Genomic DNA, 26213 nt, shown 5'->3' with positions numbered 1-26213 from the left:
GTGCGCCATGCGACTTCAAACCGAAATTGACCAACTGCTACCCAGGGCTCAGTTCCTAGAGTTCGTGCGAGATGACTACGCGAGATTCTTGGCTGAGTACGGTCTGACCGCAGCCTGGGTGACGGCGGTGGTTGCGGACATGAGCGACCATGCTGAGATGCCCCCAGGGTACGACCGCTATGTCTTGGGCCCGTCCGAGATCCATGGGCACGGTCTATTCACCAAAGAAGCCATTCCGGCGGGTCAGCAAGTCGCCCCCGCTCGCTTGGGTAGTCGCCGGACCGTGGCGGGTCGACTGACCAATCACTCGCCTCTACCCAACTGTCGATTTGAGCCAATGCCCGACGGTCTCGTGATGGTGAGTCGCCATGAAATCGCCCCCGGAGAAGAACTGACCGTTGACTACCGCCAGGTCGGCAGCGTGAACGGGTGGGATCTTCAGCCCAAAGCCGACGAAACACTGGCCACGATTCGTTGGAGAGCCTCAAGCTTGCGATGGCTGGGTGACCCATGGGCGCGGTGGTTTGGCGCCTCCTGCGTCGATCTGACGCGCGAGGCGGGCTATTTGCTGGCGAAGCTTGGACACCTTCCCTCCATCGATGTGACTCCCATAGAAAAACAATCAAAGGAAATCAAATGACTGCTCCGAGCAAGAAGTCTGGCAAAGCCAAGGTCGCCAAGTCTCCAGTGCCCCCGCCAGTCGCGCCACCCATCAACAAGGCCCGAGTGCTCGAAATTGAGGGAAAGCCCTTCGACAGGGAGAAGATTGAGGCAGAGCTGGCCGTCGAGGGGCTTGTCTCAAATCTTGTTCTCACCCAGAGCTACGGCACCAACATCAACGGCGAGATTGGCATTACTCAAGCGGTGAAGGCTTTGCGCTCTACCCTGGTCGATGTGGAGGGGGGCAACTTGAGGGGCGCAGAGACCATGCTCTACAGCCAGGCCGTCGCCCTAAACGCAATGTTCGCTGAGCTGGCCCGGCGTGCAGCGGCCAATATGGGATCGTATATGGAGCCCACCGAGCGTTACATGCGTCTTGCGCTGAAGGCACAGAGCCAATGCCGCAACACGCTGGAGACGCTCGCCAACATTAAGAACCCGCCCGTAGTGTTTGCGAGGCAAGCCAATATCTCCAACGGCCCGCAGCAGGTCAATAACGGCACGGCGACGGGTTTCGAGACCAAGCGCGCACAAGCGCCCGCGCAGGCGTGCGGAGAAATCGAAAACGAGCCAACCAAACTTTTAGGAGAGACGCTGTATGGCGGGACGGATCTGGACACAGGAGCAGCGCGAGCGGCAGCGAGAGGCCATCAAACGATGGAAACCGTGGGAGCAGTCTACGGGGCCGAAGAGCGCGGACGGCAAGGCCAGAGTTAGCCGCAACGGCTGGAAGGGAGGGGCTAGACCTCTGATGCGCGGATTGGCAAGGGTCCTTCGCGATCAAGCTAGACATATGGACGACTACTGCCACGATGTTGAAAGGTCAACGTGAGGCCACAGTGTCATCGCGGCTGGGGCGCACGGCCCAGCCGTTCGAGTTTCTGCGCAAATGCCTGAAGATTTTGCATCTCAAGCGCATTGCGAATGCTCACTAGCCGAGATCCATCAGCGAGGAGAAATCCTTGTCGAAGAATCAGTGGAGGGTCGCTACGAGACACATGGAACACCCAAAGGAAACCTCCAAATGTGAGGTTGTAAGCCTTGATTCCATAGCTTCGTACAGGACGAGGCTCAGTGATCACTTGGAGAACTTCGGGACGCTCGCCAACCTTTAGGCCGAACATCAGCGCTCCATAGCGATCAGGGTGTCCGGGATCGGACGCATCGAGGTGACGACGTAAGACCTCTGCGTGTGGCCCTAACTGGCATTTTTCAAAGAACGGCAGCGTGCTCACCCCCGCGCGCCACAGAATTGACAACTCGAAGAGTTTCAGCTTGCTGTAGTCAAGGCGGCTCACTTGTAGCAGTGTGCCCTGTTGAGACATTTCCAAAGGCTTTTGCGGCTGGACAAAAACTGAGTGGGCGTACCCCTCCCAGACGGAAAGCTTCTGCTCGCAGTCATCGCATAGGAGGCGCTCACGCATTCCCTTCTGCTTTAGTTCATTCCGCCCATCTGGAATGACGGACAAGATTTCTAGCCGCCGCTTTTCGTCATAGAGAGGTTTGTATATCCACTCAGGGTAGATGTGACTGTTCCGAAGCGTGCGGTTCCGCAAACAAAGTGCGCAGGTCTTCATGTGCAGATTGGTTTTTTCGGTAGCCGCTTCTTAGAGCGTTCCCAGTCAGCTGCTTCGCGGTAGTTTCGGTTGCGCGCCCAAGAGGCTGGATGACGGCGCCGCAGGACTTTGGCTTCGTTCAACGCGTCATTGATCGCGTCGAGAACAAGCTCTCTCAAAGGTGGCTTGGTTTTTCCGGCCGTGCAGCAGCACAGCACTATGTCGCCTTTTCGATGGATAGCCGTCAGCCGCTCTTTGAAGTCAATCTCGCCATAGTCCTGCCACACCGCCATAAAGATTTCGTCACGGTGCGCTTTCGGAGCACAACCAAGCGAGCATTGGTACTGCACAGCGTTGACGAGAATGACTGAATAGTCTTTGTCATCAGCCTCATGTCCGACAACGGTGCGCAGCCAGCAAGCCAAGGCGAACCCGGTTCCTGACGCATTTTTTGCGGGCCCGAGGTCTCCCTCAAACTCTTCTATGTGGGGCGATTCGAGAACTACGATTAGAGCGGGGCCTTCGGGCCTACTCAGTGCTGGCTCTCTTTGTACGCTGTGCCATTCAGATGCTTGGTGCATCCGGCCGAATGCGGACAGATAGCCCACGTACTGATCGGGGCACGCTCGGCTTTCAATCGGCCCGCAAGGAATACGCCCCGAGCGACTGACGATCTCTGCAAACTTCATGTTCCATTGGCTCCGTGTATGAAACCTCATGGCCATATCGACTAACGAATAACGGAACTCCGTCACACCCCGGTCGGAAGATGGGAAAAAGTACCGTTGCCGCGCATTGCCATGAGCGTGAGAATGATTTGATCACGAGCGGAGTGTATTTTTCGGAGTCCGGGTCGTGCGCGCATCTGCCAGAACAATTACGAGGAGGACAGCACATGATCCGGTACGGGGCAATGGTGCTTGCGTTGATCGGAGGCGTCGCCACAGCGCAAGTGCCCGCTGTTTTGCTTGAGGCCTGTAATGCCCTGGAGCCTGCGTCTAAGCGGCTTGAGTGCTTACGTGCGGCAAACCAGAGAGCCCAGTCTGGCTCAGTTGGAGTAGCACCGCAGCCGGCCTATCGCCCTTCGCCGCAGTCGTCGCCGGCCAACTCCTACAACTTCGCGCCGACTCCAAACACCAGCTACACAGCGCCTGGTGGCAAGACTTGCTTCGTCGGTCCACGCGGCGGCACGTACACCATCACCAAGAGCGGAAAGAAGAACTATGGCGGCTGCTGAGCAAACCTCAACAAAAACTGTGGCGGCGGGCACCTTGAACGTCCAGGCGTCCGCTGGGTATGTGAAGGAGACCGGAACTAAAAAGGGCCTCGGGGTGTTTGCATCTCGCAAAATCCTACAAGGCGAGACAGTGGAGGTCTGCCCTGTTCTTGTTCTACGCAATCCCACCTATCAACTTCCCGCGTCCATTGCCGATCGAGTGTTTTGTTGGGGCCATCTCACTGGCGGCGTGCAGGTAGATTGCTTAGCGCTCGGTTGGGGCAGCATCTACAACCATGCCAACTCAGCGAACATGCGCTTCGCTGCTGACGAGAAGTCAGAGTTCCTAACATTCGTTGCTGTGCGCGACATCGAAGCCCATGAGGAACTGACCATCAACTACAACGGCGATCGGGGCGAGCCAACGTCGACAAGTGGCGACTGGTTCAGCGATCGTGACATCGATCCGATCTAAATCTCACTACTTCTCGGGGACGGTGATGGAAGCATTTCTGAACATCTTGTTGGCGTGCCCCAAGTGCTGGATAAAGATCGGGGTGTTCATTTCAGGCGCTTGCTTGTCGCTCTTATTGTTGGGCTTGCGCGTGAGCCGAAGGATGGAGCGACTAGAGGAGAGGGCTGGTGTTCTGATCGATGTGGACAAGATTGTTGCCGCGCTACCGTTCCCGATCCCGACCACCACAGGTCAACTTGTTTTGACTGGCGTCGGAGTTCTCTTGGGAGCTTATCTTGCGTACCTGGGCAACTGGGCGTCAAGGTTCTGAGGTCGTATGGGCATACTTGAAGCCCCCACTCCGAAGCACTGGAACTTCTTCCTCGCTCTAGAAGAAGATGTCCTTCGCTTAGCTCGATACCTGGAGCCCACAGAGGCCAATTTCAGTTCTTACTCTCTGGAACTCGCTCGGCTGCTGATGGCTGCAGCCTCCGAAGTAGATGTAGTTGCTAAGCAACTATGTCAGCAGATTGACCCAGATGCGAAAGCAGATGGCATAGCCCGCTACAAGTCAGTGATTTTGGCGGCGCATCCCCAACTGACAACGGCCGAGGTCATGATTCCAAAATTCGGGCTCACCTTCAAGCCGTGGGAGCGCTGGGGAGCGCACTCCAAGCCTCTGTGGTGGGAGGCGAACAACAACGTGAAGCACCACCGGCACACTCATTTTCCAGAAGCCTCGTTGAAGCACGCTTTGAATGCGGTTGCAGGGCTGTTTGTACTCCTGCTATTTTTCTATCGCAAGGAAGGCCCGGAAGGCGGGCTTTCACCAGATCCAACAATCTTCCGCATTGGGCAGCCTTTCCTCGTTGACCGTCCGATGTGGGGGCCAGACGTAAATCTCTACCAACTTCGTGGGCAAACATGAGCTGCGTATCCAGTCAATCAAAGGGCGATGTGGTGAGCGAAAAGTCCAAAGAACCGCCTCCAAGCGAAAAAGCAATCATCAGCTGCGTTCTGCTGCTCGTGGCGCTAGTCATCATTTTTTATGGGTTGCACTTCGCGGGCAAGTCCGTCGTGCCCGACGTCGAAAAGTGGGGGCAGTTCGGTGACTATTTCGGTGGGGTGCTCAATCCGGCTGTAGCCACGGCGGCGCTGCTTCTTCTGGCCCGGTCCGTGAGTATCCAGCGCACCGAGCTGGCAGATGCGAAGACTGCATTGAACAAGCAGGCGCAGAGCGCAGCCGACACTGCGGAGCTTGCGGCTCTTTCCAGCCTCGTCAATGCGGCGCTCGCGGAAACGCAGATGCATCGTGACTACGGGCAGTTTCTGGTGCAGCAAATCAGCACACAGGATCAACTTGCCATGCAGCGAAACCCAGGCGCCGCCATGGCTGGCATGCTTGATCTCAACGATGGCAAGTATTTGGTGCACACCTTAGAGGGCAAGAAGGTCGGCCGCTCCGGTGCCCTTCGTCAACTAGACCTCGTCAACACGGCGATTGTCAAACGCATGACTGCCAGCCAGGGCCACGAGGCCGACATTCAAGCGCTCTTGGACGCTCGGCGCAAGAAGGCGGCGGCTGCGGAGTAGGACGATGTGCAACATCTGCGGCAACATCGATGAAGACACGCTCGGATTGTTCCTTGGACAGGATTTCGCGCTTTCGTGGGAATAGCCTACCGGGTGATTTTTCAGGCAGTGGTCACGCCTATGCAGCAAGCCGGTGTTCGTAGTACGGCCTCACCGGGTCCTCAAGGATGGCCATCTGCTCGTCGAGTCGCTCGGGGTTGGGCTGCAGCCAGCGATCAACATTCTCTGACTTGATCGACACGATGCAGCGGTCGTGCCCAGCCGCCTCCACCTCGGGCGGCGGGTCATCGGTGATCGCTGCGAACGACAACAGGTCGGGTTGGCCAGGCGCTGTCCACTTGGACCACAGGCAAGCTACCAGCATGGGTTGGGCCGGCTCGGGGTGGAACTCCAGCACGACGTTGCCGCTAGGCCTGTCCACGTTCTCGTAGAACACGTCCACCATCATTAGCCCATGCGTGTACCCGAACTGGCCGCGCCAGAAGCCCGAAAGGCTTGTCTTGCGGGCGTTGTACGTGCCCGGGTACTTCTCATCGTAGAAGGCTGGCTTACCAGCAGGCCGGCATTGGTAGCGCATGAGCCGGATCATCTTGCGTCCGTCTTCCATGATCATCACCGGGGCATAGTGGCCGGGAAAGATCCGCGAGTCGCGTGGCTGCAGCTCGAAGCGGTTGAGATCCTTCAGGCGATTGTGGCCCCTGGCGATCTTGTCCGTCGCAATGCGCTTGCTCTCGGATGCCGCCTTTGTCACCTTGCTGGCCAGCTTGCGCTCCGCCTCGGCCAGGCGGCCCTTCTGCTTGAAAAGGTCCTGCTCGATCACCATCGCCTGTGCAGCGCGGTGCTGGTCGATCAGACCCTTGATGCGCTGTTCATCGGGATTGGTGGGGTGGTCGAACGAGGCCTCGACACCCTTGGGGATGCTGATCGCGGGATCGCTCAAGCGGGACCAGAAAAGCTCGGCGAATGTCGCGATGTCGATCTCAGAGCCATAGGCACGCTTGTATCGGCGGTAGTCCGCCCAGATCTGAGCCGAGTAGCACATTGCAGATCCTTCACGATCGACACAGTCACGCAGCCTTGCGTGATTTCGTCGGTGCAGCTTTTGGAGTTGTTGTCTTTTTGGCCGCACCGGACGCTGCCGCTTTCGACTTCATGCTCCGCAGGAGAAGTTCAGTGAGGTCCACGACATTGCTGCTGGTCTTGGCGGCGTCGCTCGCGATTTTTTCCACCTGTTCGACGTGCCCCGCGTTCGCCTTGTCCTCCACGAGCTTCATCACTTGCTCGTGAAAGGTATCTCGAAACTGATCCGGGGTCCAGTGGGCGAACATGTCCTCAATAAGTGCCTTCGCCATTTTCAGCTCCGGTTCGCGAATACCCGCTTCCTTGATGCCTTGAGGTGGTAGTTCCAGGGCCTGCCAAGAACGAATCTCTCCGCCCCAGCGAAGAAGATTCAAAACCAGCGCCGGACCACAAGGCATCAGCAGCGCCAAGTGCTGCTTGTTCGCAATGACGACTTTCGCGACACCAACCATTCGAGTGTCTGCCAGCGCCTCACGAAGCAGTGCGTAGACCTTCGCCCCCTTGTTGATCGGCGCAGTGTAGTAAGGCTTCTCCAGGTACACGAAAGGAATCTCGTTGATCGGAATGAACGACTCGATTTCGATGGTCTGGGTGGTCTTGGGATAGGCGGCCGCGATCTCTTCGGGAGTCAGCAAGACGAACTGGCCGTTTTCCCATTCGATGCCCTTGACGATGTCCGTGTTGGCGACTTCCTTGCCCGACTTCTTGTTGATGCGCTTGTAACCCACGGGGTCCATGGTGCGCTTGTCGATCATCTTGAAGTTGAGGTCACTCTCGTCGGTCGCCGAAAACAGGGCGATGGGCACATGCACCAGGCCGAAGCTGATGGCCCCCTTCCAAAGCGAGCGTGTAGAAGTCGGTGCTTTCCCCGCGTCGGGGTCGGGCTTGCTGGCGACCTTGGACTTTGCTGCGCAGCTTTGCTACCCCTTGGACCGATGAGGATCAGCAGAGCGGGGGTATGTGCGTTCTTCCTCGACTCGCCCATTGGCAAGATGGATCTTGACGGAGCCGGTCCGCTCGGCCATGAACTCCTCGGTCGCAGCAATGATCTCGGCCTTGGTGGGCTTAGAAATGGACGCCCGCTCAGCGCCTTCTTTCGTTAAGTCCCAATGCCCGTCATGGGGCTTGATGTGGTAGTTCTGCATGGTGCCTCCTGAAGGTGGACAACCATGGTGAACACCTGGGCGAGCTATTGCTGTAGGACGACGGAGGTTTCAACCGTGTATGGGCGATCACCCAACCCGATCCATTGAAGAGTGCCGACGCTCAGGCTTTAGCCAACCCTTGCCGACAGGCGTTTCAGCAGGATGGGGAGACACCTCGATCCTCCATTCCTGCACAACCCAGGCGTCTTCATCTCTTTCGACGCCGGCAAGCACCATCGTGGCCTCTCCCTGGGTGCATTCCTTCACCTTTGGGTCGTATAGCTCAACCATCCCGGGTGCACAGTTGGTCTGCTGAAACGCCAACACCTTCACCCAGGCGTCGCCAGCCTTGAACTTCTTGGTGTGCACGTCACCAGTCATAGGCTTCTGGCTTGAGGCGCCCAGCGCTCGGCCAGCTCGACGCAGCATGGTCATCGTCACTCGCATGGCTGCGCGCGTCAGGGTTGAGGCAGGGCGCTGGCGACTGGCTCAAGCCAAGCCCGGGCCGCATCGCTCGGCGTCATGGAGCGCAGGCGTTCGTCGCGCCACAAGTCTCCCGCAAGCTCCTCAAGTTGCCCAGGGTCTACCGTGCGCCACTGCTGTTGAAGCACATGGGCGCAAGCGGCAATCCAGATGTCGGCGGGCAGGGAGTCCATGGTCTGGAATCATACAGAAATACTGTACATACATACAGTTTGTCGACGTGCGGTAGTGTCCCAGGATGTCCACCAGCGTTGCAAAGATGGACTTGTGAGGACGTGTGCAAGGGAGGGCTGCAAACCGACAGAGAATCGACCTATGCGATCAGACCGACTTCATCACCGCGAACGCCTCAAGACGAAGCGCCGCTTTCTGTGGGGCAGGGATCTGCGCCTGGAGCCCGTGGCGCTGGCTCAGGCTGTGGACACGCCTACGCCTTGCAGTTGCGCCCTGTGCAGCCCGAGAATGAGAGGCGAGACGTCGATCAAGGACCTGGCCGCCAGAGAGGCTTGGCGCAAGATCGAGCGGGCGTAAAAAAGCCCGCGCTTAGGCGGGCTCGGCAGGATCAGAGGAGGCCTATGCCGCTGCTTGGTTCCTGCTGTGCTTGCGCTGCACGATCTCGATGAGCGCGCGCTGCTCTTCCGATGCTTGCTGGATCACTTGGTTGTATATCTTGCGCTTCTCAGCGGCAGTAGCTTTTTGCACAAAGTGAGACAGTGGCGTCTCTTCGACCAATGTGCGGCGGCTGTGGAAGAGTTTGAGCATGATGGTCCTAGATAGAGGTAACGATGCGTTCTACGTCTTCACGGGAGTATGGGATCGGCGCAGCGTGGTTCAAGTCGGAGATGTTCGCTTCGAACCGTCGGTTCTTTCCGTCGATGTCTTTGAAGATAACATCAACCTGAACGGACGGCCCGAACTTTACCTTGAGTTCGTTAACCACGTCACGAGCCCCGAAAAACTGGTCAACAAATCTGGCAGGAGGAATGTTCCGACCTTCGGCTTCCTCTCTAGCTTGTACGAATCTCCAGGCCTGCAAAGGTTCCTGATATACATACAAAAGAAGTACTTCTCGCCCCTTTTTTACCGCTCGTTCTACGTTTTCCGTGGAAGTTTTCATGTTGGACAAGGTGCCATCCAGCAGAAAGCTCTGTTTTTGTTCGAACGCCAAGTCCAAGACTTTGCCCAAAAGCACGCTTACAGCTGCCTGAAATAACCAAGAGTTCTTTCCGTTGTAGCCAGGAAGCGCGCTTCGGAAATCATCTGGGTCGATGTGCAAGACGCGCTCTCGGAACAACGCCGTAAGCGCCTTCGCCACCTCGGTCTTTCCGGCTCCAGGAGAGCCGGCCATGAATACCGAAACAGGCTGGGCCTCACCAGGGTATTTTTGGGGGTCAGCGAGCGCTCGCGCAAAGGACTTCTTGTTCGCCCTTGCCCAAACTAGTGCAGTGTCACTGATCAGTTTCTCTTCGTCAGTCATCATTGTCTCCGCCACTCCCAAGGTGGCACAGCCTTCATAGACCACACCCCGAGCCCTGCGTCTCGGGCTTGCTGCTCAACCTGGGCCAGATGCTCGTACCTCTTGCCGAACTTCACGTAGTACCAGGCTTGGCCCGCCCGGATCTGCTCCTGGCCTGCATCCTTGCCCCGGCACTCGACATCGGCGATCGTCCGCTTATACCGGTCGGTGCCTTTGGGTGCGATCCTGGCGGCCTGCTGGAAGCACAAAGCCGCCAAGTGCTGCCGAGACACGTTCCCGAAGTCCTGGGCCTTCTCAGGGGCGTCTATCGCGCTGATTCGGATGGTGATCTGTTCGTAGGCTCCCGGCACACCGCATCGGGCCTTAAGAGTGTCGCCATCGCTGATGGCAACGACCAGGCAGAGTAGGGCGGCTGACACTACAAGGTTCTATCTTTCGTTGACGAACGACGTGGAGTTTTATGGAACAGCTCGGTCGCTCGCTTCATCGCAGCAGTCGCGCCCCTGAGGTCGAAACGATTGACACGAAACTGACCGTCGTCCATCGCTATAGCAATGCCGATGTACTTCGAGCCCTGAGAAATCTTTTCGATGGTGTCAAACGGCTTCAGGAAGTAGCGAGTCTTACCCTCGCTTAGCTTTCCGCCGCAGACCATTTCGATGCTGCTTGAAGTGATTTCAGAACTGGTGAGGGCTGGATAAATCTCGCCTTCTTCGCAGCCGATGTTGTTGGCGAGTATCCAGTAACAGGACTCATCTTCAAAGAAGCAGTATTGACCTAAGACCGCTCCGCTATCGTTGATGGTTGCGGCATACACAGCGTCGCGACCATTTGTGATGCCGTGACTCCAACCGTTTTGTGCGGTAGCGGCATTGCTTTGGAGAAGCGCGCCAAGCACAGCGGCTGCAGACCAGAGATTCTTGTTCATTCATCCCTCCTAGCTCGTTCAACCCTTGCAACAGAGAATTTAGATTCTGTCTCTTCTCACGGCAGGTTGGACGAGAAGTCCATCACGCATCTAGCCGTTTGCACTTAGCCGCTCCCTCGCATGAGGCCATAGTGCTTCAGACCGGCTCAGTCAGTTTCGAACGATCTTGCGAACTGCGTTTGAGCCCCAGTCCATCACGAAGATCTGACCCAGCGCATCGATGACAACGCCCAATGGTTGGTTGAAGGAGGCGACATTACCGGCGCCATCCGTCGAACCTAATGCGCCAGTTCCGGCGAGCGTGGAGACGTCGCCATTCGGCAAGACGCGTCGAATGGTGTTGCCACCTTCATCTGCCACGTATACCGCCCCATCAGATCCAACATCTAGATCGTGCGGTCCATTGAAGCTGGCCGCATGGCGGGAGCCGTTTGCAGATCCTGCCGCACCACTTCCTGCCAGAGTCGATACGAGACCATTTTGACTAATTGTGCGAATGCGGTTGTTGAGCAAGTCAGCGACCAAGACATTGCCACCTGAATCGACCGCAAGACCACTCGGTTGATTGAAGCTCGCCGTGCTGTCTAGACCGTCTGAGAACCCCGCGACGCCATTTCCAGCCAATGTCGTAACGAGTCCCCCGACAGAGATTTTGCGGATGAAATTGCCTTGAACTTCGGACACATACAGGTTCCCAGCAGCGTCGCTCGCTAGGCCGAAGGGTCGGTTGAACGATGCTGCCACGCCAACGCCGTTTGTTGACGCGGAAGCGCCACTCCCAGCAAACACGTGCAATGTGCCGTCTGGCTCGACTCGATACACCCGGTTTTCACCGCTTCCAGCGACAAACATCTGTCCCGACACGTTGCTGACTCCGGCCGGGCCTGCAATACTCGTGGTGACGATGCTCACCACTCCAGATGGCGAGATGCTGCGCACGATGTTGTTCATGACATCAGTCACCCAAAGATTGCCACTTGCGTCGAACGCGCCGCCGCTTGGCGTTGGGGTGCTTGCGAAGGTGCTTACCAGCACACTGTCCGCACATGCGACTGTCACGTTGCTCACGTCGCTAGTTATTGGCCCTTGCCCATTCGTTACATCGCAGCGCTGAAAGGCGGGATCTGCGGCCACGGTCACCCGGTATGTAGAACCGTGTGACAAATGAAGAGGGAAACTGAAAGGGCCGCTCGCGGTCAAGGTCAAGTCATCACTCGCATTGTTTTGAAGAACCAGATTGCCCGCTAGTCCGTTGACTTCCCCCGCAACGCTGTAATTTGTTGGAGTGGCGGGTGGCGCTGTACCGGAGCCGTTCCCGCCACAGCCAGCCAAGACTGCAACGACCAACAAGGGAAGGAAAATGCGTGGCGCGTAGGGAGACATGGCGTCAGAGCTCCGATGGCAGTTGTTGACAGCGCTCACCTTAGCATCGATGAAGCAAATCACTGAGCACTCGACTCGCGATGGAGCATGCACGTAAAAAAGCCCGCGTGAGGCGGGCTGCTAGGCACAGTCAGGTATTCGATCGCGAGCGATTGGGCGGGAAGCTTGTACCCCCCCCAGTAGTGCGGTAACAACAATCAGGTCATCTCGCTAAGTCTCGCGCGGGATGGCACCTGTGATGGTGCGTTTATTCTGAGACCCCTCTGGAAGCCGCATAAACACTAGGAGTTTGGCGGAGACTGTGAGATTCGAACTCACGGACCCTTGCGGGTCGGCAGTTTTCAAGACTGCTGGTTTAAACCGCTCACCCAAGTCTCCGGGAGCGATGACAAGGGTGGGATTTTAGCCTGCGCCGGTGTTTCAGGCCGGCACGGGCTCCCGGGCTTCGCTGCGCAGCATGCCCCGGGTCTCGATGAAGCGCACCACCTCGTCCACACCCGTCAGGGTCTTGAGGTTGGTCATCACCCAGGGGCGGCGCGCGGCATCCGGGCGCATGCGCGCGGTGTCCGCCTTCATCACCTCCAGGTCGGCGCCCACGTGGGGCGCCAGGTCGGTCTTGTTGATGACGAAGAGGTCGCTCTTGGTGATGCCGGGGCCGCCCTTGCGCGGGATCTTTTCGCCCGCGGCCACGTCGATCACGTAGATCGTGAGGTCGCTGAGTTCGGGGCTGAAGGTGGCGGCCAGGTTGTCGCCGCCGCTTTCGATGAACACCACGTCGGCGTTGGGGAACTGGTCCAGCATGCGGTCGATGGCTTCGAGGTTGATCGAGGCGTCTTCCCGGATCGCGGTGTGCGGGCAGCCCCCGGTTTCCACGCCCATGATGCGTTCGGCCGGCAGCGCGCCGCTCACGGTGAGCAGGCGCTGGTCTTCCTTGGTGTAGATGTCGTTGGTGATGGCGATCAGGTCGTAGCGCCCGCGCATGGCCTTGCAGAGCATTTCCAGCAGCGTGGTCTTGCCCGAACCGACGGGGCCGCCGATGCCCACGCGCAAGGGGGGCAGGGTCTTGGTGCGGCGGGGGATGTGGTGCAGGGCGGTGGTCATGGCGGTCTCCTTGTGTGGGGGGGCGCGTGCTCAGGAGCGGAAGAGGCGAGAGTATTGCGTTTCGTGGCGCGCGGAAAGAATCGCGAGCATGGGGCTGAAGGCCTGTCGGGCGTCGTCGCTCAGGGCCAGGGCGTGGTCCACCGCGTCGGGAATCTGTTGCGCCAGCCGAGCGAGCATGCGCTGGCCCGAGCTCTGGCCGAGCGGCACCGATTTGATGGCGGCCTGCACCAGGTTCTCGGCCCAGCCGAAGGCATAGCCCACCAGGCTGTCGCGCACGCTGGCCTGCGCGCTCGCGGCGGCACAGGCGCAGGCCACCGGGTAGGTGGGTGGGTTCAGGTCGGCGGCTTGCAACTGCTCGAACACGCCCGCGCCCAGCTCGCCGAGCTGTCGCGCCCACTCGAGCAGCGAGCGCCCCATCTGCTCGGTCTGCAGGCGGAACTCCAGCGTTTCGCGGGTCTGCAGGACCCAGTGATTCAGCGCGCGCACGCGAGGCAGATCCTGCTTGCGCCAGGCGGGGATGGCCTGGGCCGCCACCGCGAGGTCGCTGCGTGCCAGGCCCAGGTGCAGCTGGTCGGTGAGCCAGGCGGCCGCGCTGGCTTCGTCGTGCACCAGGCCCGCGTCCACGGCGGCCTCCAGGCCCTCGGAATAGGAGAAGCCGCCCACGGGCAGCGCGGGCGAGGCCAGCCACAGGATCTGCAGCAGACTGGCGGCGGAGCGCTCGGGCACCGGGTGGCCCGCGTCAGCCGTGGTCATGTCCGTGGTGGTGATCGTGGCTGTGGCTGTGGTGATGGCCGTGCCCGTGGGCATGGCCGGCGTGGCCCGCGCCCTGGGCGCCATAGGCACCGCCCTCGGGCTCGAAGGGCTCGCGCGCCTCCACCACGGTAAGGTGCATGGCGCGCAGCATGTCGGCCAGCACGTGGTCGGGTTCGATCTTGAGGTGGTCGGGCCGCAGCTCGATCGGCACGTGCCGGTTGCCCAGGTGGTAGGCCGCGCGCATCAGGTCGAAAGCCTGGTCCTGCGCGGGGTGGTCGGGGCAGGCGGTGATGCGCAGCACCGGCTGCGGCGCGGCGACCACGCGCAGCAGCGAACCGTCCTTCGTGAGCAGCACGTCGCCACCGCGCACCACGGTGCCGCGCGGCAGGAACACGCCCACGTGGCGCTCGTCGGTCGTGGTGGCGTCGAAACGGCTTTTCTGGCGGATGTCCCAGTCCAGCACCAGCTGTGCCGCGCGCTGCACCAGCGGCTTGGCGAGGCCCTGGCCTTGGGGGATGAGCTTGGAGACTTGCAGCATCGCGGCGCTCAAAACAGGAAGTAGCGCTGCGCCATCGGCAGGCGCGTGGCGGGTTCGCAGGTGAGCAGCACGCCGTCGGCACGCACCGCGTAGGTCTGCGGGTCGATCTCCATCTTCGGCAGCAGGGCGTTGTGCACCATGTGGGCCTTGGTCACGCCCCGCACGCCGTGCACGGCCGACAGGGTCTTCTGCAGGCCGTAGCGTTCGCCGACGCCGGCCTTGAGGCCGGCCTGCGAGACGAAGGTCAGGCTGCTCTTCGCGGTGGCACCGCCGAAGCTGCCGAACATGGGCCGGTAGTGCACCGGCTGCGGCGTGGGGATGGAGGCGTTGGGGTCGCCCATGGCGGCCAGCGCGATGCTGCCGCCCTTGAGCACCAGCGCCGGCTTCACGCCGAAGAAGGCGGGCTTCCACACCACCAGGTCGGCCCACTTGCCCACTTCCAGCGAGCCGACGATGTGCGCGATGCCGTGCGCGATGGCCGGGTTGATCGTGTACTTGGCGATGTAGCGCTTGACGCGGAAGTTGTCGTGCCGAGAGCTGTCTTCGGGCAGCGTGCCGCGCTGGCTCTTCATCTTGTCGGCCGTCTGCCAGGTGCGGATGATGACCTCGCCCACGCGGCCCATGGCCTGGCTGTCGCTGCTCATCATGCTGATGGCGCCCAGGTCGTGCAGGATGTCCTCGGCCGCGATGGTCTCGCGGCGGATGCGGCTCTCGGCGAAGGCCAGGTCCTCGGCGATGCCCGCGTCCAGGTGGTGGCAGACCATGAGCATGTCCACGTGCTCGTCCAGCGTGTTGACGGTGTAGGGCATGGTCGGGTTGGTGGACGAGGGCAGGAAGTTGGCCTCGCCGACCACGCGCAGGATGTCCGGCGCGTGGCCGCCGCCGGCGCCTTCGGTGTGGAAGGCGCACAGGCTGCGGCCCTTGGTGGCCGCGATGGTGTTTTCCACGAAGCCCGATTCGTTGAGCGTGTCGCTGTGGATCGCGACCTGCACGTCGGCCTCTTCGGCCACGCTCAGGCAGGTGTCGATGGCCGCGGGGGTGGTGCCCCAGTCCTCGTGCAGCTTGAGGCCGATCACGCCCGCGTCCACCTGCTCGTGCAGCGCGGCGGGCAGGCTGGCGTTGCCCTTGCCCAGGAAGCCCAGGTTCATGGGCAGGCCGTCGGCGGCCTGCAGCATGCGCTCGATGTGCCAGGGGCCGGGCGTGCAGGTGGTGGCGAAGGTGCCGGTGGCCGGGCCGGTGCCGCCGCCGAGCATGGTGGTCACGCCCGAGGTCAGCGCCTCGTCCACCTGCTGCGGGCAGATGAAGTGGATGTGGCTGTCGATGCCGCCGGCCGTGACGATGTGGCCTTCGCAGCTGATGACCTCGGTGCCCGGGCCGATGACGATGTCCACGCCGGGCTGGGTGTCGGGGTTGCCGGCCTTGCCGATGGCGACGATGCGCCCGCCCTTCAAGCCGATGTCGGCCTTGACGATGCCCCAGTGGTCGATGATCACCGCGTTGGTCATCACCGTGTCCACCGACCCTTCGGCGCGGGTGCGCAGGCTTTGCGCCATGCCGTCGCGGATGGTCTTGCCGCCGCCGAACTTCACTTCCTCCCCGTAACCACCGGCGGCCAGGGTGTAGTCCTTCTCGATCTCGATCACCAGGCCGGTGTCGGCCAGGCGCAGGCGGTCGCCGACGGTGGGGCCGAACATGTCGGCATAGGCGCTGCGGGGGATGCTTGCCATGGGCTGTCTTTCAGAGGGCGCTTTGGGTCAGGCCACGAAAGCCGTACACGATGCGGTCGCCCGCGTAGTCCACCAGCTCGACGGTGCGCTGCTGGCCGGGCTCGAACCGCACGGCGGTGCCGCTGGCGATGTTCAGCCGCATGCCGCGCGCGGCGGCGCGGTCGAAGTCGAGCGCGCCGTTGGTCTCGGCGAAGTGGTAGTGCGAGCCGACCTGGATCGGGCGGTCGGCGCCGTTCTTCACCACCAGGGTGATCGTGCGCCGGCCGGGGTTGAGCGGGTGCTCGCCCGCGTCGGTGAAGAGTTCGCCGGGGATCATGGCTTCAGCCCGCCAGCAGGGACCAGCCCATGTTCAGGCCCATCAGCGCCACCACGCCGCCGGCCACGCGCGGCAGCCAGTGGTTGGCGCGCTTCAGGCCCAGGCCCATGCCGATGCCCACCGCGTGCAGCACGGCCGTGCCCAGCACCATGCCGGCCAGGGCCGCGCCATCGGCCAGCTCCTGTCCGTGCGCCGCGCCGTGGAACAGCGCGAAGGCCCCCACCAGCACCGCGCCCGCCGCCTCGGGCAGTTTCACCTGCGCGGCCAGCAGCAGGCCCACCACCAGCATGGAGGCCGCGATCATCGGCTCGATGGCGGGGAAGGCCACGCCCGCCTGCGCCATCAGCGCGCCGGCCAGCAGCAGGGCGGCGAACGACACCGGTGCGACCCACAGGCGTTTCGTGGTCATGGCGCTCCACACGCCCACGGCCAGCATGGCGGCGAGGTGGTCCAGCCCGGTGATGGGGTGCAGGAAACCGGTGAGGAAACCGCCGTGGTCGTGCGCATCGCCCACATGGGCGGCGGCGGAGAACGACAGGGCGGCGAGGGTGAGGGCGGGCAGGGCGCGCTTGAGGAAGAAGGCGAAAGTCATGGGGTCTCCTGAATCCTGAATGGGGTCACACGATCGGCTGGTGCACCGTGACGAGTTTGGTGCCGTCGGGGAAGGTGGCTTCCACCTGGATGTCCGGGATCATCTCGGCGATGCCGTCCATCACGTCGGCGCGGGTGAGCACGCTGCGGCCTTCGCTCATCAGCTGAGCCACGGTCTTGCCGTCGCGCGCGCCCTCCATCACGGCCGCGCTGATCAGCGCCACCGATTCGGGGTAGTTGAGCTTGAGGCCGCGCGCCTTGCGCCGCTCGGCCAGCAAGGCGGCGGTGAAGATCAGCAGCTTGTCTTTCTCTCGGGGCGTGAGTTCCATGGTGGTGCGCGATCGTCAAGGGAGCCTGAGCATACAAGTTGCCCTGGAATCAGCAATTCCCGTGCCCCAGGCCCGGCGTGGCATGAAAGCTGCGAAATCCCGGTGTGAACCCCGCCGTGCCCCCACCGCCTTCCCCGCCCGCCAGCGCCCCGCCGCCGGCCGGGCAGGACGCGCCGCAGCGCATCATCAAGGTGCGCCGCGACTACAACAGCTGGGTCGGCAGCGAGACCATGGAGGACTACGCGCTGCGCTACACGCCGCAGCGTTTCCGCAAATGGAGCGAGTGGCGGGTGGCCAACACCGCGTTCGGTGCCGCCTCCTTCCTGATCCTCGAGGCCGTGGGTGCCACGCTGCTGGTGCAGTACGGCTTCGTCAACGCCGCGCTGGCGATCCTCTGCACCGGCCTCATCATCTTCCTGGGCGGCCTGCCCATCAGCGTCTACGCCGCGCGCCATGGGGTGGACATGGACCTGCTCACGCGCGGCGCGGGCTTCGGCTACATCGGCTCGACCATCACCTCGCTGATCTACGCGTCCTTCACCTTCATCTTCTTCGCGCTCGAAGCGGCGGTGATGGCCTACGCGCTCGAACTCGCGCTCGACATCCCGCCCGCCTGGGGCTACCTGATCTGCGCGCTGGTGGTCATCCCCCTCGTGACGCACGGCGTCTCGGTCATCAGCCGCTTCCAGGTCTGGACCCAGCCGCTGTGGGTCGTGATGATGGTGGTGCCTTTTGGGGCGGTGGCCTGGATGGCGCCCGAGACCTTCACCAACGTGGTGCGGTACGGGGGCGAATCTGGTGCGGGCGCGGTGTTCGACTGGCACCTGTTTGGTGCGGCGCTCACGGTGGGCATCGCGCTCATCACGCAGATGGGCGAGCAGGCCGACTACCTGCGCTTCATGCCCGCGAAGGAGCCCGGCCACGCGCTGCGCTGGTGGCTGGGCGTGCTCGCCGGGGGGCCCGGCTGGGTGGTGCTGGGCGTGGTCAAGATGCTGGGCGGCGCGCTGCTGGCCTACTTGGCCATCAGCCACATGGTGCCGCCCGAGCGCGCGGTGGACCCCAACCAGATGTACCTCGCGGCCTACGAGTTCGTGTTCGCCGACTACGGCTGGGCGGTGGCGGCCACGGCGCTGTTCGTGGTGGTCTCGCAGCTCAAGATCAACGTCACCAACGCCTACGCGGGCTCGCTGGCTTGGAGCAATTTTTTCTCGCGCATCACGCACAGCCACCCGGGCCGCGTGGTGTGGGTGGTGTTCAACACGCTGATCGCCTTCATGCTGATGGAGATGAACGTGTTCCAGGCGCTGGGCGAGGTGCTGGGCCTGTACTCCAACATCGCCATCGCCTGGATCATGGCGGTGGTCGCCGATCTCGTGATCAACAAGCCGCTGGGCTGGTCGCCCAAGGGCATCGAGTTCAAGCGCGCCTACCTGTACGACATCAACCCTGTCGGCGTGGGCGCCATGGGCCTGGCCTCGGCGCTGTCCATCGTGGCCCACATGGGCCTGCTGGGGCCAACGGCGCAGGCGTTCTCGGCGGTGATCGCGATGGTGACGGCGCTCATCACCGCACCGGTGATCGCGTGGTTGACCCAGGGGCGTTACTACATCGCCAGAAGCGGTGGAGAGGTGCCGCCAGGCGCACCGCGGATCTGGCTCCGCCAGGCCGCCAGTGCGGCCCCCCTTCAGGGGGGTGACGCCGCAGGCGGCGCGGGGGGTGTTGTCCAAACCTGTGTGATCTGTGAACGCGAGTACGAAGCGCCGGACATGGCGCACTGTCCTGCGTACCAGGGCCACATCTGTTCGCTGTGCTGCACGCTCGACGCGCGCTGCGGCGACCTCTGCAAGCCGCACGCGCGCCTCTCCGAGCAGTGGATGGGCGCCCTGCGCCGCGTGCTGCCGCGCCGCGTGTGGCCTTACCTGGAAGCGGGCCTGGCGCACTACCTGCTGCTCATGATGATCGTGGCGCCGGTGCTCGCGGCCGTGCTGGGCCTGCTCTACCGGCAGGAGGTGGAAGGCCTGGCCCAGGGCCTGGGCGTGGCGGCCAACACCTCGCTGCTCGACGCCGCGCTGCGCTCGGGCTTCGTGCGCGTGTACGCGGTGCTGCTGCTCATCGCCGCCACCGTGGCCTGGTGGCTGGTGCTCGCGCACAAGAGCCGTGAGGTGGCGCAGGAAGAATCCAACCGGCAGACGCGCCTGCTGATGCAGGAGATCGAGTCGCACCAGCGCACCGACGAGGCGCTGCAGCAGGCGCGCCGCGCGGCCGAGCAGGCCAACCAGGCCAAGACGCGCTACATCTCCACCATCAGCCACGAGCTGCGCACGCCGCTCAACAGCATCCTGGGTTACGCGCAGCTGCTGCAGGAGGACACCGGCGTGGCGCCGCACCGCGCGCAGGCCATCCGCGTGATCCACCGCGGCGGCGAGCACCTGCTCTCGCTGATCGAAGGCACGCTGGACATCGCGCGCATCGAGTCCGGCAAGCTCGCGCTCGACGTGCGGCCCATGGCGTTTGCCGACGCCATGCGCGAGGTCGCCAGCATGTTCGAGCTGCAGGCGGCGGCCAAGGGCCTGCGCTTCTCGTTCGACACCGGCAGCCGCCTGCCCGACACCGTGCGCGCCGACGAGAAGCGCCTGCGCCAGATCCTCATCAACCTGCTGGGCAACGCGGTGAAGTTCACCCGCAGCGGCGAGGTGCGGCTGCGGGTCGCGCACGCGCGCGAGATGGCGCAGTTCGAGGTGCACGACACCGGGCCCGGCATGAACCCGCAGGACCTGGACCGCGTGTTCGAGCCCTTCGCGCGCGGGCAGGGCGAGGCGGCCGCCCACGGCGCGGCCACCGGCACCGGCCTGGGCCTGACCATCGCCAAGATGCTCGCCGACCTCATGGGCGGCGAGATGACGGTGCGCAGCACCCCGGGCCAGGGCTCGGTGTTCACCGTGCGCCTGTTCCTGCCCGAGCTGCACGGCGTGCAGCTGCCCGCGCCCACCGCGGTGCCGCAACACGCCGGCTACCAGGGCGCGCGCCGCCGCGTGCTGGTGGTGGACAACGAAGAGGCGGACCGCGAACTGCTCGCGCGCTGGCTCGCGCCCCTGGGTTTCGAGGTGATGCTCGCCACCAGCGGCCACGACGCACTGGCCCTGCTCGACGGCCTGCAGCCCGGCGAGCCCGGCGCGCCGCACGCGGTCTTCATGGACCTGGCGATGCCCGGCATCGACGGCTGGGAGACGCTGCGCCGCCTGCGCGCGCGCGGCTGGGGTGCGGTGCCGATGGCCATCGTCTCGGCCAACGCCTTCGACAAGGGACTGGAGAACGACCTCGGCCACCGCCCGCAGGACTTCTTCGTCAAGCCGGTGCGGCGCGAGGACCTGCTGGGCTGGCTCGGCCAGCGCCTGTCGCTGGCCTGGATCACCGAAGCCTCGCCCGAGCGCGCCGGGGCGCCGGTGGCCGCCGCGGCGCCCGCGACGAGGGACGAACTCGAACCCCTGCTGGAACTGGTGCGCCTGGGCTACTACAAGGGCATCGTGCAATGGCTGGACGAGTGGGTGCAGCGCCGCCCCGAGCAGGCCGCGTTCGCGCAGGGCCTGCGCACGCTGGCGCGCGAATTCCGTTTTGAAACCATCGAACAGCAACTGCTGCAACACCATGTCGCACCCGGTTGAAACCCTGGCGCCATCGACCGCGCGGCCGCTCACGGACGCGCTGGTGGTGCTCATCGTCGACGACGTGCCCGACAACGTGGCGCCCCTGCACGACGCGCTGGACGAGGCGGGCTACACCGTGCTCGTGGCGCTGGATGGCGAAAGCGCCATCCGCCGCGCCACCCAGGCCCTGCCCGACGTGGTGCTGCTCGACGCCGTGATGCCCGGGCTGGACGGCTTCGAGGTCGCGCGCCGGCTCAAGGCGCAGCCGGCCACGGCGCACATCCCCATCATTTTCATGACGGGCCTGACCGACACCGAGCACCTGGTGGCCGCGCTCGACGCGGGCGGCGCCGACTACGTGACCAAACCGATCAAGCCGCGCGAGGTGATGGCGCGCATGGGCGTGCACCTGCGCAGCGCGCGCCACGCGCGCCAGGGCGCGGTGGAGCGCAGCCAGGCGCGCAACGCGCTCGACGCCTTCGGCTACGCCACCATCACCGTGCGCGAGCGCGACGGCCGCCTGATGTGGCAGACGCCGCTGGCGCGCGACCTGCTGCGCCACCACTGCGGCACCGAGGCGCCGACCACGCCACCGGCCGTGCTGCAGTGGCTGCGCCGCCACCTCGGCGAGGCGCTGGCGCAGCGCGAGCCGCCGCGCCTCACGCTGGAGAACGGCCCGCGCCGCCTCACCTTCCGCCTGCACCAGTGCGTGGGCGATGAGGTCAACGGCGAGGGCGGCGACTGGCTCATCGTGATGCAGGAAACCTCGGACGCCAGCGTGCTCTCCGGCCTGGCCGCCGCCTTCGGCCTCACCGCGCGCGAGGCCGAGGTGCTGTACTGGGTGGTCAAGGGCAAGATCAACCGCGACATCGGCGACATCCTGGGTGCCAGCCCGGCCACGGTGAAGAAACACCTGGAGCGCATACACGCCAAGCTGGGGGTGGAGACGCGCACGGCCGCCGCCGCCATGGCGATCAACCGCGTGCCGCAATTGCAACCCCAACACGGCGGCTGAGCCCGCCCGCTGGTTCGGCGCAGAATGGCGCCACGGCGTCCCTTCCTTCCCGATGCGACTGCGAACCAAGATCCTCCTGCTGGCATCCTGCCGCTGCTGGCCTCGCTCGTGCTCATCGCGCTGGCCGTGCAGCACCAGGAGCGCGATCTGGCCAGGCGCGAATACGCCCTGGTGGAGCGCACCTACCTGGAGGCGCGGCGCGCCGAGCTGCGCAACTACGTGGCCCTGGCGGCCAGCACCGTGCAGCCGCTGTACGACCGGGGCGGCAACGAGGCGGCGGACCGCGAGCAGGCGCTGCGCCTGCTGGCCTCGCTGGACTACGGCCGCGACGGTTATTTCTTCGTCTACGACCTGCAGGGCCGCGTGCTCATGCACTCGCGCCAGCCCGAGCTGGTGGGGCAGAACCTGTGGGAGCTGCGCGACCCGCAGGGCCGGCCCACCATCCAGCGCCTGATCGCCCAGGCGCGCGCCGGTGGCGGCTTCGTGGACTACCTGTGGCGCCAGCCTTCCAGCGGGCAGGACACGCCCAAGCTCGGTTATGTGATCGCCTACGAGCGCTGGGGCTGGATGCTGGGCACCGGCCTGTACCTGGACGGCATCCAGGCCACGCTCACGCGCATCGAGGGCGAGGCCAACCGCAACATCGCCACCACGCTGCTGTGGATCGCCGGCATCGCGGTGTTCGGCATCGCGCTCATCAGCGCCAGCGGCCTGGCGCTGAACCTGAGCGAGCACCGCGTGGCCGAGAACAAGCTGCGCCTGCTGGCGCGGCAGGTGCAGCAGTCGCAGGAGGACGAACGCGCCCACCTCGCGCGCGAGTTGCACGACGGCATCAGCCAGACCCTGGTGTCCACCAAGCTGCTGGTGGAAGCCGGGGCCGGCACGCGCGATCCCGCGCCATTGGCCAAGGCGCTGCAGGGGCTCAACCACACCCTGGTGGAGGTGCGCCGCCTCTCGCACCGCCTGCGCCCGGCGCTGCTCGACACCCTGGGCCTGCCCGCCGCGCTGCAGCACCTGGGCCAGGAGTTCGAGGACGCCAGCGGCTTGCCGGTGGCGGTGCGCATCGAAGGCGCCGAGCGCGAACTGCCCGACGAGGTGAAGACCGCGCTCTTCCGCGTGGCGCAGGAGAGCCTGACCAACGTGCGCAAACACGCGCAGGCCAGGCAGGTGGAGCTGGTGCTGGCCTTCGGACCGGGCGGCACCGTGCGCATGAGCGTCACCGACGACGGCCGGGGCTTCGACAGCGCGGCCGTGCACCTGCACCCCGAGCGAGGCATTGGCTTGCGCAACATGCGCGAGCGCCTGGCCGCGATCGGCGGGCGGCTGAGCATCCAGGCCGAGCCCGGCCACGGCACCCAGATAGAAGCATCGACATGAACGACACCATCCGCATCCTTCTGGTCGACGACCACCCCATGGTGCGCGAGGGCCTGCGCGCGCGCCTCTCGAGCGTGGCGCAACTGGTGGTGGTGGGCGAGGCCGGCCATGCCGCCGAGGCCATGCGCCTGCTCGACGGCCTGGCGGTGGACGTGGTGCTGCAGGACGTGGGCCTGAAGGACGGCAACGGCATCGACCTGGCGCAGGCCATGCTGGCGCGTTGGCCCGGCCTGCGCGTGCTGATGTTCAGCATGTACGACAACCCCGAGTACGTGCAGCGCGCGCTGCAGGCCGGCGCGCGGGGTTACGTGCTCAAGGACGCGCCGGCCGGCGAAATCGTGGCCGCCATCGAGGCCGTGGTGGCCGGTGGCACCTTTCTCAGCCCCGGGGTCTCGAGCCGGCTGTTCCGCCAGCCCGCGCCGCGCCCGCTGCTCACGCCGCGCGAGAGCCAGATCCTGAGCGCGCTGGGCCGGGGCGAGTCGAGCAAACAGATCGCCAAGGCGCTGGACCTGAGCGTGCGCACGGTGGAAACGCACCGCCAGAGCATCAAGCGCAAGCTGGGCCTGGAGGGCCAGGCGGAACTGATCAAGTACGCCGTCGAGCACGCCCGCGAAATCCCCTGATACGGGTTTCCACCTAAGTGGTGCCACGCGGTCCGGCGCGCGGTGCAACGGATGTGCGCGTGCGCCCGGTTGCCGATACTGCCCGTCGCACGGCGGCCCGAATCGGCGAGGTCGCGGCACAAGAGGAGACAAGCATGTCTGGACTGGGTCGCCACCTGGGGTGGTTTTTCGTGGCCGTGCTGGGCGCTTTCGCGCTCGCGGCCGTGGCGCTGGGACGGGGTGAAGCCGTCAGCGCCCTCTGGGTGGTGGTCGCTTCGGTCTGCGTCTACCTGATCGCCTACCGCTACTACAGCCTGTTTCTGGCCACCAAGGTGCTCGGCCTGGACGCCACGCGCATGACGCCAGCCTGGCGCCACAACGATGGCCTGGACTACGTGCCCACGCACAAGTACGTGCTGTACGGCCACCACTTCGCCGCCATCGCCGGCGCCGGCCCGCTGGTGGGCCCGGTGCTGGCCGCGCAGATGGGCTACCTGCCCGGCCTGCTGTGGATCCTGGCCGGCGTGGTCTTCGCCGGCGCGGTGCAGGACTTCATCGTGCTGTTCATCTCCACGCGCCGCGACGGCCGCTCGCTGGGCGACCTGATCAAGCAGGAAATGGGCACCGTGCCGGGCCTGATCGCGCTGTTCGGCGCCTTCATGATCATGATCATCATCCTCGCGGTGCTGGCGCTGATCGTGGTGAAGGCCCTGGCCGAATCGCCCTGGGGCACCTTCACCGTGGCGGCCACCATTCCGGTGGCGCTGTTCATGGGCGTGTACCTGCGCTTCATCCGGCCCGGTCGCATCGGCGAAGTCTCCATCATCGGCTTCGTGCTGCTGATGCTGGCCATCGTGGGCGGCCAGTGGGTGCACGAGAGCCCGACCTGGGCGCCGCTGTTCACCTACGACGGCAAGGCCCTGACCTGGATGCTGATCGGCTACGGCTTCGTCGCCGCTTCCATTCCCGTGTGGCTGCTGCTGGCGCCGCGCGACTACCTCTCCACCTTCCTCAAGATCGGCACCATCGTCGCGCTGGCCATCGGCATCGTCGTCGTCGCGCCGCCGCTGCAGATGCCGGCGGTCACGCAGTTCGCGGCCGGCGACGGCCCGGTCTGGTCGGGCAACCTGTTCCCCTTCCTGTTCATCACCATCGCCTGCGGCGCGGTCTCGGGCTTCCACGCGCTGATCTCCTCGGGCACCACGCCCAAGATGCTGGACAACGAAGTCAACGCGCGCTTCATCGGCTACGGCGGCATGCTGGCCGAATCCTTCGTCGCCGTGATGGCGCTGGTGGCAGCCTCGTGCATCGAGCCCGGCATCTACTTCGCGATGAACAGCCCGGCCGCCCTGGTGGGCAGCACGCCCGAAGCGGTGGCGCAGACGCTCTCCACCTGGGGCTTCGTGATCACGCCCGAGATGCTGGTGCAGACCGCCAAGGACGTGGGTGAGAACACCATCCTGGCGCGCGCCGGTGGCGCGCCCACGCTGGCCGTGGGCATGGCGCACATCCTGCACCAGGTGGTGGGCGGCCAGACCATGATGGCTTTCTGGTACCACTTCGCCATCCTGTTCGAAGCCCTGTTCATCCTGACCGCCGTGGACGCCGGCACGCGCGCCGGCCGCTTCATGCTGCAGGACCTGATGGGCAGCTTCGTGCCCGCGCTCAAGCGCACCGACTCGCTGCCCGCCAACCTGATCGCCACCGGCCTGTGCGTGGCGGCCTGGGGCTACTTCCTGTACCAGGGCGTGGTCGATCCGCTGGGCGGCATCAACACGCTGTGGCCGCTGTTCGGCATCGCCAACCAGATGCTCGCCGCCGTGGCGCTGATGTTGGGCACCGTGGTGCTGTTCAAGATGAAGAAGGACCGCTACGCCTGGGTCACCATCGTGCCGGCGATCGTGCTGCTGGTCTGCACGCTCACCGCGGGCTGGCTCAAGATCTTCTCGGCCGACGTGAAGGTGGGCTTCCTCTCCAACGCCAGCCGCTACGCCGAGGCGCTGCAGAACGGCGTGCTGCTGGCGCCGGCCAAGACGCCCGAGGCCATGTCGCGCATCGTCTTCAACAACCGCCTGGACGCCGTGTTGTGCGCGCTGTTCATGTTCGTGGTGCTCAGCGTGCTGTTCTACAGCGTGAAGAGCGTGCTCAAGGCCCGCGCCGAGCGCAAGCCGAGCGTGGCCGAAACCCCCTACGAAGCGCTGCCGGCCGGCGCCAGCGTTGGTGGCTGATCCCTCCGCCACCGGCG

At 64.1% G+C, this 26213-nt stretch carries 25 protein-coding genes, 1 tRNA gene and 3 pseudogenes; 10 read left to right on the top strand and 19 right to left on the bottom strand.

What is annotated here, in order from left to right; genetic code table 11:
• Positions 1 to 7 precede the first annotated feature (7 nt).
• Together ACFJI0_RS17040 and ACFJI0_RS17035 are read left to right on the top strand one after the other, a co-directional pair.
• Positions 8 to 640, top strand: coding sequence for an SET domain-containing protein-lysine N-methyltransferase (locus ACFJI0_RS17040; protein ID WP_382321342.1), 633 nt, complete (start codon positions 8 to 10; stop codon positions 638 to 640).
• Positions 637 to 1377, top strand: coding sequence for a hypothetical protein (locus ACFJI0_RS17035; protein WP_382321340.1), 741 nt, complete (start codon positions 637 to 639; stop codon positions 1375 to 1377). The genes ACFJI0_RS17040 and ACFJI0_RS17035 overlap by 4 nt, the downstream gene beginning before the upstream one ends.
• A gap of 125 nt (positions 1378 to 1502) precedes the next feature.
• Here the strand turns inward: ACFJI0_RS17035 and ACFJI0_RS17030 are convergent, their stop codons facing one another.
• Positions 1503 to 2084, bottom strand: coding sequence for a hypothetical protein (locus tag ACFJI0_RS17030; RefSeq protein ID WP_382321337.1), 582 nt, complete (start codon positions 2082 to 2084; stop codon positions 1503 to 1505).
• Positions 2085 to 2233: 149 nt separating this feature from the next.
• Entirely contained in the window at positions 2234 to 2905 is a 672-nt protein-coding gene (locus ACFJI0_RS17025) for a hypothetical protein (RefSeq protein ID WP_382321335.1), read from the bottom strand.
• 534 nt (positions 2906 to 3439) lie between these two features.
• Here ACFJI0_RS17025 and ACFJI0_RS17020 point away from each other — a divergent pair.
• The 3 genes from ACFJI0_RS17020 to ACFJI0_RS17010 all read left to right on the top strand — a co-directional run bounded on the left by ACFJI0_RS17020 (position 3440) and on the right by ACFJI0_RS17010 (position 5479).
• On the top strand, positions 3440 to 3907 hold the full coding sequence (locus tag ACFJI0_RS17020; protein WP_382321333.1) for an SET domain-containing protein: 468 nt from the start codon (positions 3440 to 3442) through the stop codon (positions 3905 to 3907).
• 316 nt (positions 3908 to 4223) lie between these two features.
• On the top strand, positions 4224 to 4814 hold the full coding sequence (locus tag ACFJI0_RS17015) for a hypothetical protein (protein WP_382321331.1): 591 nt from the start codon (positions 4224 to 4226) through the stop codon (positions 4812 to 4814).
• Complete coding sequence (locus tag ACFJI0_RS17010; protein WP_382321330.1) at positions 4811 to 5479, top strand: hypothetical protein; 669 nt, start codon at positions 4811 to 4813, stop codon at positions 5477 to 5479. The genes ACFJI0_RS17015 and ACFJI0_RS17010 overlap by 4 nt, the downstream gene beginning before the upstream one ends.
• 118 nt (positions 5480 to 5597) lie before the next feature.
• Here the strand turns inward: ACFJI0_RS17010 and ACFJI0_RS17005 are convergent, their stop codons facing one another.
• From ACFJI0_RS17005 to ACFJI0_RS16925, 17 genes and pseudogenes are all read right to left on the bottom strand, one after another.
• Positions 5598 to 6521 carry an SOS response-associated peptidase family protein gene (locus ACFJI0_RS17005; protein ID WP_382321328.1) on the bottom strand — a complete coding sequence of 308 codons (924 nt, stop codon included), beginning with the start codon at positions 6519 to 6521 and terminating at the stop codon, positions 5598 to 5600.
• Positions 6522 to 6546: 25 nt separating this feature from the next.
• Positions 6547 to 7395: pseudogene (locus ACFJI0_RS17000) on the bottom strand (Ku protein); the annotation flags it as partial.
• Positions 7396 to 7479: 84 nt separating this feature from the next.
• Complete coding sequence (locus tag ACFJI0_RS16995) at positions 7480 to 7704, bottom strand: DUF2188 domain-containing protein (protein ID WP_382321325.1); 225 nt, start codon at positions 7702 to 7704, stop codon at positions 7480 to 7482.
• Positions 7705 to 7791: 87 nt separating this feature from the next.
• On the bottom strand, positions 7792 to 8073 hold the full coding sequence (locus ACFJI0_RS16990) for a hypothetical protein (RefSeq protein ID WP_382321323.1): 282 nt from the start codon (positions 8071 to 8073) through the stop codon (positions 7792 to 7794).
• Between the two features lie 687 nt (positions 8074 to 8760).
• Positions 8761 to 8949: a hypothetical protein gene (locus ACFJI0_RS16985; RefSeq protein ID WP_382321321.1), complete on the bottom strand. Its 189-nt coding sequence runs from the start codon at positions 8947 to 8949 to the stop codon at positions 8761 to 8763.
• 7 nt (positions 8950 to 8956) lie between these two features.
• On the bottom strand, positions 8957 to 9664 hold the full coding sequence (locus tag ACFJI0_RS16980; protein WP_382321318.1) for a zeta toxin family protein: 708 nt from the start codon (positions 9662 to 9664) through the stop codon (positions 8957 to 8959).
• A complete protein-coding gene (locus tag ACFJI0_RS16975; RefSeq protein ID WP_382325699.1) occupies positions 9664 to 9936 on the bottom strand; it encodes a thermonuclease family protein in 273 nt (90 codons plus the stop codon). Before ACFJI0_RS16975 ends, ACFJI0_RS16980 begins: the two co-directional genes overlap by 1 nt.
• Before the next feature lie 146 nt (positions 9937 to 10082).
• A complete protein-coding gene (locus ACFJI0_RS16970) occupies positions 10083 to 10592 on the bottom strand; it encodes a hypothetical protein (protein ID WP_382321315.1) in 510 nt (169 codons plus the stop codon).
• 150 nt (positions 10593 to 10742) lie between these two features.
• On the bottom strand, positions 10743 to 11543 hold the full coding sequence (locus tag ACFJI0_RS16965; protein ID WP_382321312.1) for a hypothetical protein: 801 nt from the start codon (positions 11541 to 11543) through the stop codon (positions 10743 to 10745).
• A 722-nt stretch (positions 11544 to 12265) separates the two neighbouring features.
• Positions 12266 to 12353 (bottom strand) — tRNA-Ser (locus ACFJI0_RS16960).
• Between the two features lie 42 nt (positions 12354 to 12395).
• Positions 12396 to 13076: an urease accessory protein UreG gene (gene ureG / locus ACFJI0_RS16955; protein WP_382321310.1), complete on the bottom strand. Its 681-nt coding sequence runs from the start codon at positions 13074 to 13076 to the stop codon at positions 12396 to 12398.
• Between the two features lie 30 nt (positions 13077 to 13106).
• On the bottom strand, positions 13107 to 13829 hold the full coding sequence (locus ACFJI0_RS16950) for an urease accessory protein UreF (RefSeq protein ID WP_382321307.1): 723 nt from the start codon (positions 13827 to 13829) through the stop codon (positions 13107 to 13109).
• Positions 13819 to 14367: pseudogene (ureE, locus tag ACFJI0_RS16945) on the bottom strand (urease accessory protein UreE); the annotation flags it as partial. The pseudogene ureE and the gene ACFJI0_RS16950, both read right to left, overlap by 11 nt.
• Positions 14368 to 14375: 8 nt before the next feature.
• Positions 14376 to 16094 (bottom strand): urease subunit alpha, encoded by a 1719-nt coding sequence (ureC, locus tag ACFJI0_RS16940; protein WP_382321305.1) that lies wholly within the window; start codon positions 16092 to 16094, stop codon positions 14376 to 14378.
• 10 nt (positions 16095 to 16104) lie between these two features.
• Positions 16105 to 16410: an urease subunit beta gene (locus ACFJI0_RS16935; protein ID WP_297399432.1), complete on the bottom strand. Its 306-nt coding sequence runs from the start codon at positions 16408 to 16410 to the stop codon at positions 16105 to 16107.
• 4 nt (positions 16411 to 16414) lie between these two features.
• Positions 16415 to 17002 (bottom strand): HupE/UreJ family protein, encoded by a 588-nt coding sequence (locus ACFJI0_RS16930; protein WP_382155719.1) that lies wholly within the window; start codon positions 17000 to 17002, stop codon positions 16415 to 16417.
• 25 nt (positions 17003 to 17027) lie between these two features.
• A complete protein-coding gene (locus tag ACFJI0_RS16925) occupies positions 17028 to 17330 on the bottom strand; it encodes an urease subunit gamma (protein WP_382155722.1) in 303 nt (100 codons plus the stop codon).
• A gap of 104 nt (positions 17331 to 17434) precedes the next feature.
• Between ACFJI0_RS16925 and ACFJI0_RS16920 the strand changes: the two genes are divergently transcribed.
• The 5 genes and pseudogenes from ACFJI0_RS16920 to ACFJI0_RS16900 all read left to right on the top strand — a co-directional run bounded on the left by ACFJI0_RS16920 (position 17435) and on the right by ACFJI0_RS16900 (position 26196).
• Entirely contained in the window at positions 17435 to 20992 is a 3558-nt protein-coding gene (locus ACFJI0_RS16920; RefSeq protein WP_382321302.1) for an ATP-binding protein, read from the top strand.
• Positions 20976 to 21989, top strand: a complete 1014-nt coding sequence (locus ACFJI0_RS16915; RefSeq protein ID WP_382321301.1) for a response regulator — start codon at positions 20976 to 20978, stop codon at positions 21987 to 21989. Before ACFJI0_RS16920 ends, ACFJI0_RS16915 begins: the two co-directional genes overlap by 17 nt.
• A gap of 52 nt (positions 21990 to 22041) precedes the next feature.
• A pseudogene (locus tag ACFJI0_RS16910) lies at positions 22042 to 23366 on the top strand (cache domain-containing protein).
• Positions 23363 to 23989, top strand: coding sequence for a response regulator (locus ACFJI0_RS16905; protein ID WP_382321299.1), 627 nt, complete (start codon positions 23363 to 23365; stop codon positions 23987 to 23989). The pseudogene ACFJI0_RS16910 and the gene ACFJI0_RS16905 overlap by 4 nt, the downstream one beginning before the upstream one ends.
• Positions 23990 to 24123: 134 nt before the next feature.
• Complete coding sequence (locus ACFJI0_RS16900) at positions 24124 to 26196, top strand: carbon starvation CstA family protein (RefSeq protein WP_382321297.1); 2073 nt, start codon at positions 24124 to 24126, stop codon at positions 26194 to 26196.
• The last annotated feature ends 17 nt before the right edge of the window (positions 26197 to 26213 follow it).

The organism is Hydrogenophaga sp. UC242_53 (genome assembly GCF_042696965.1).
Classification (GTDB): Bacteria; Pseudomonadota; Gammaproteobacteria; order Burkholderiales; family Burkholderiaceae_C; genus Hydrogenophaga.
Note: the sequence above shows the minus strand (reverse complement) of the source record. Positions and strands in the feature narration are given on the sequence as shown.

Excerpts from the sequence above, each read along its gene's own strand:
- ACFJI0_RS17040 (WP_382321342.1), top strand. The coding sequence starts at position 8 with ATGCGACTTCAAACCGAAATTGACCAACTGCTACCCAGGGCTCAGTTC.
- ACFJI0_RS17035 (WP_382321340.1), top strand. The coding sequence starts at position 637 with ATGACTGCTCCGAGCAAGAAGTCTGGCAAAGCCAAGGTCGCCAAGTCT.
- ACFJI0_RS17030 (WP_382321337.1), bottom strand. The coding sequence starts at position 2,084 with ATGCGTGAGCGCCTCCTATGCGATGACTGCGAGCAGAAGCTTTCCGTC.
- ACFJI0_RS17025 (WP_382321335.1), bottom strand. The coding sequence starts at position 2,905 with ATGAAGTTTGCAGAGATCGTCAGTCGCTCGGGGCGTATTCCTTGCGGG.
- ACFJI0_RS17020 (WP_382321333.1), top strand. The coding sequence starts at position 3,440 with ATGGCGGCTGCTGAGCAAACCTCAACAAAAACTGTGGCGGCGGGCACC.
- ACFJI0_RS17015 (WP_382321331.1), top strand. The coding sequence starts at position 4,224 with ATGGGCATACTTGAAGCCCCCACTCCGAAGCACTGGAACTTCTTCCTC.
- ACFJI0_RS17010 (WP_382321330.1), top strand. The coding sequence starts at position 4,811 with ATGAGCTGCGTATCCAGTCAATCAAAGGGCGATGTGGTGAGCGAAAAG.
- ACFJI0_RS17005 (WP_382321328.1), bottom strand. The coding sequence starts at position 6,521 with ATGTGCTACTCGGCTCAGATCTGGGCGGACTACCGCCGATACAAGCGT.
- ACFJI0_RS16995 (WP_382321325.1), bottom strand. The coding sequence starts at position 7,704 with ATGCAGAACTACCACATCAAGCCCCATGACGGGCATTGGGACTTAACG.
- ACFJI0_RS16985 (WP_382321321.1), bottom strand. The coding sequence starts at position 8,949 with ATGCTCAAACTCTTCCACAGCCGCCGCACATTGGTCGAAGAGACGCCA.
- ACFJI0_RS16980 (WP_382321318.1), bottom strand. The coding sequence starts at position 9,664 with ATGACTGACGAAGAGAAACTGATCAGTGACACTGCACTAGTTTGGGCA.
- ACFJI0_RS16970 (WP_382321315.1), bottom strand. The coding sequence starts at position 10,592 with ATGAACAAGAATCTCTGGTCTGCAGCCGCTGTGCTTGGCGCGCTTCTC.
- ACFJI0_RS16965 (WP_382321312.1), bottom strand. The coding sequence starts at position 11,543 with ATGAACAACATCGTGCGCAGCATCTCGCCATCTGGAGTGGTGAGCATC.
- ureG (WP_382321310.1), bottom strand. The coding sequence starts at position 13,076 with ATGACCACCGCCCTGCACCACATCCCCCGCCGCACCAAGACCCTGCCC.
- ACFJI0_RS16950 (WP_382321307.1), bottom strand. The coding sequence starts at position 13,829 with ATGACCACGGCTGACGCGGGCCACCCGGTGCCCGAGCGCTCCGCCGCC.
- ureC (WP_382321305.1), bottom strand. The coding sequence starts at position 16,094 with ATGGCAAGCATCCCCCGCAGCGCCTATGCCGACATGTTCGGCCCCACC.
- ACFJI0_RS16935 (WP_297399432.1), bottom strand. The coding sequence starts at position 16,410 with ATGATCCCCGGCGAACTCTTCACCGACGCGGGCGAGCACCCGCTCAAC.
- ACFJI0_RS16930 (WP_382155719.1), bottom strand. The coding sequence starts at position 17,002 with ATGACTTTCGCCTTCTTCCTCAAGCGCGCCCTGCCCGCCCTCACCCTC.
- ACFJI0_RS16925 (WP_382155722.1), bottom strand. The coding sequence starts at position 17,330 with ATGGAACTCACGCCCCGAGAGAAAGACAAGCTGCTGATCTTCACCGCC.
- ACFJI0_RS16915 (WP_382321301.1), top strand. The coding sequence starts at position 20,976 with ATGTCGCACCCGGTTGAAACCCTGGCGCCATCGACCGCGCGGCCGCTC.
- ACFJI0_RS16905 (WP_382321299.1), top strand. The coding sequence starts at position 23,363 with ATGAACGACACCATCCGCATCCTTCTGGTCGACGACCACCCCATGGTG.
- ACFJI0_RS16900 (WP_382321297.1), top strand. The coding sequence starts at position 24,124 with ATGTCTGGACTGGGTCGCCACCTGGGGTGGTTTTTCGTGGCCGTGCTG.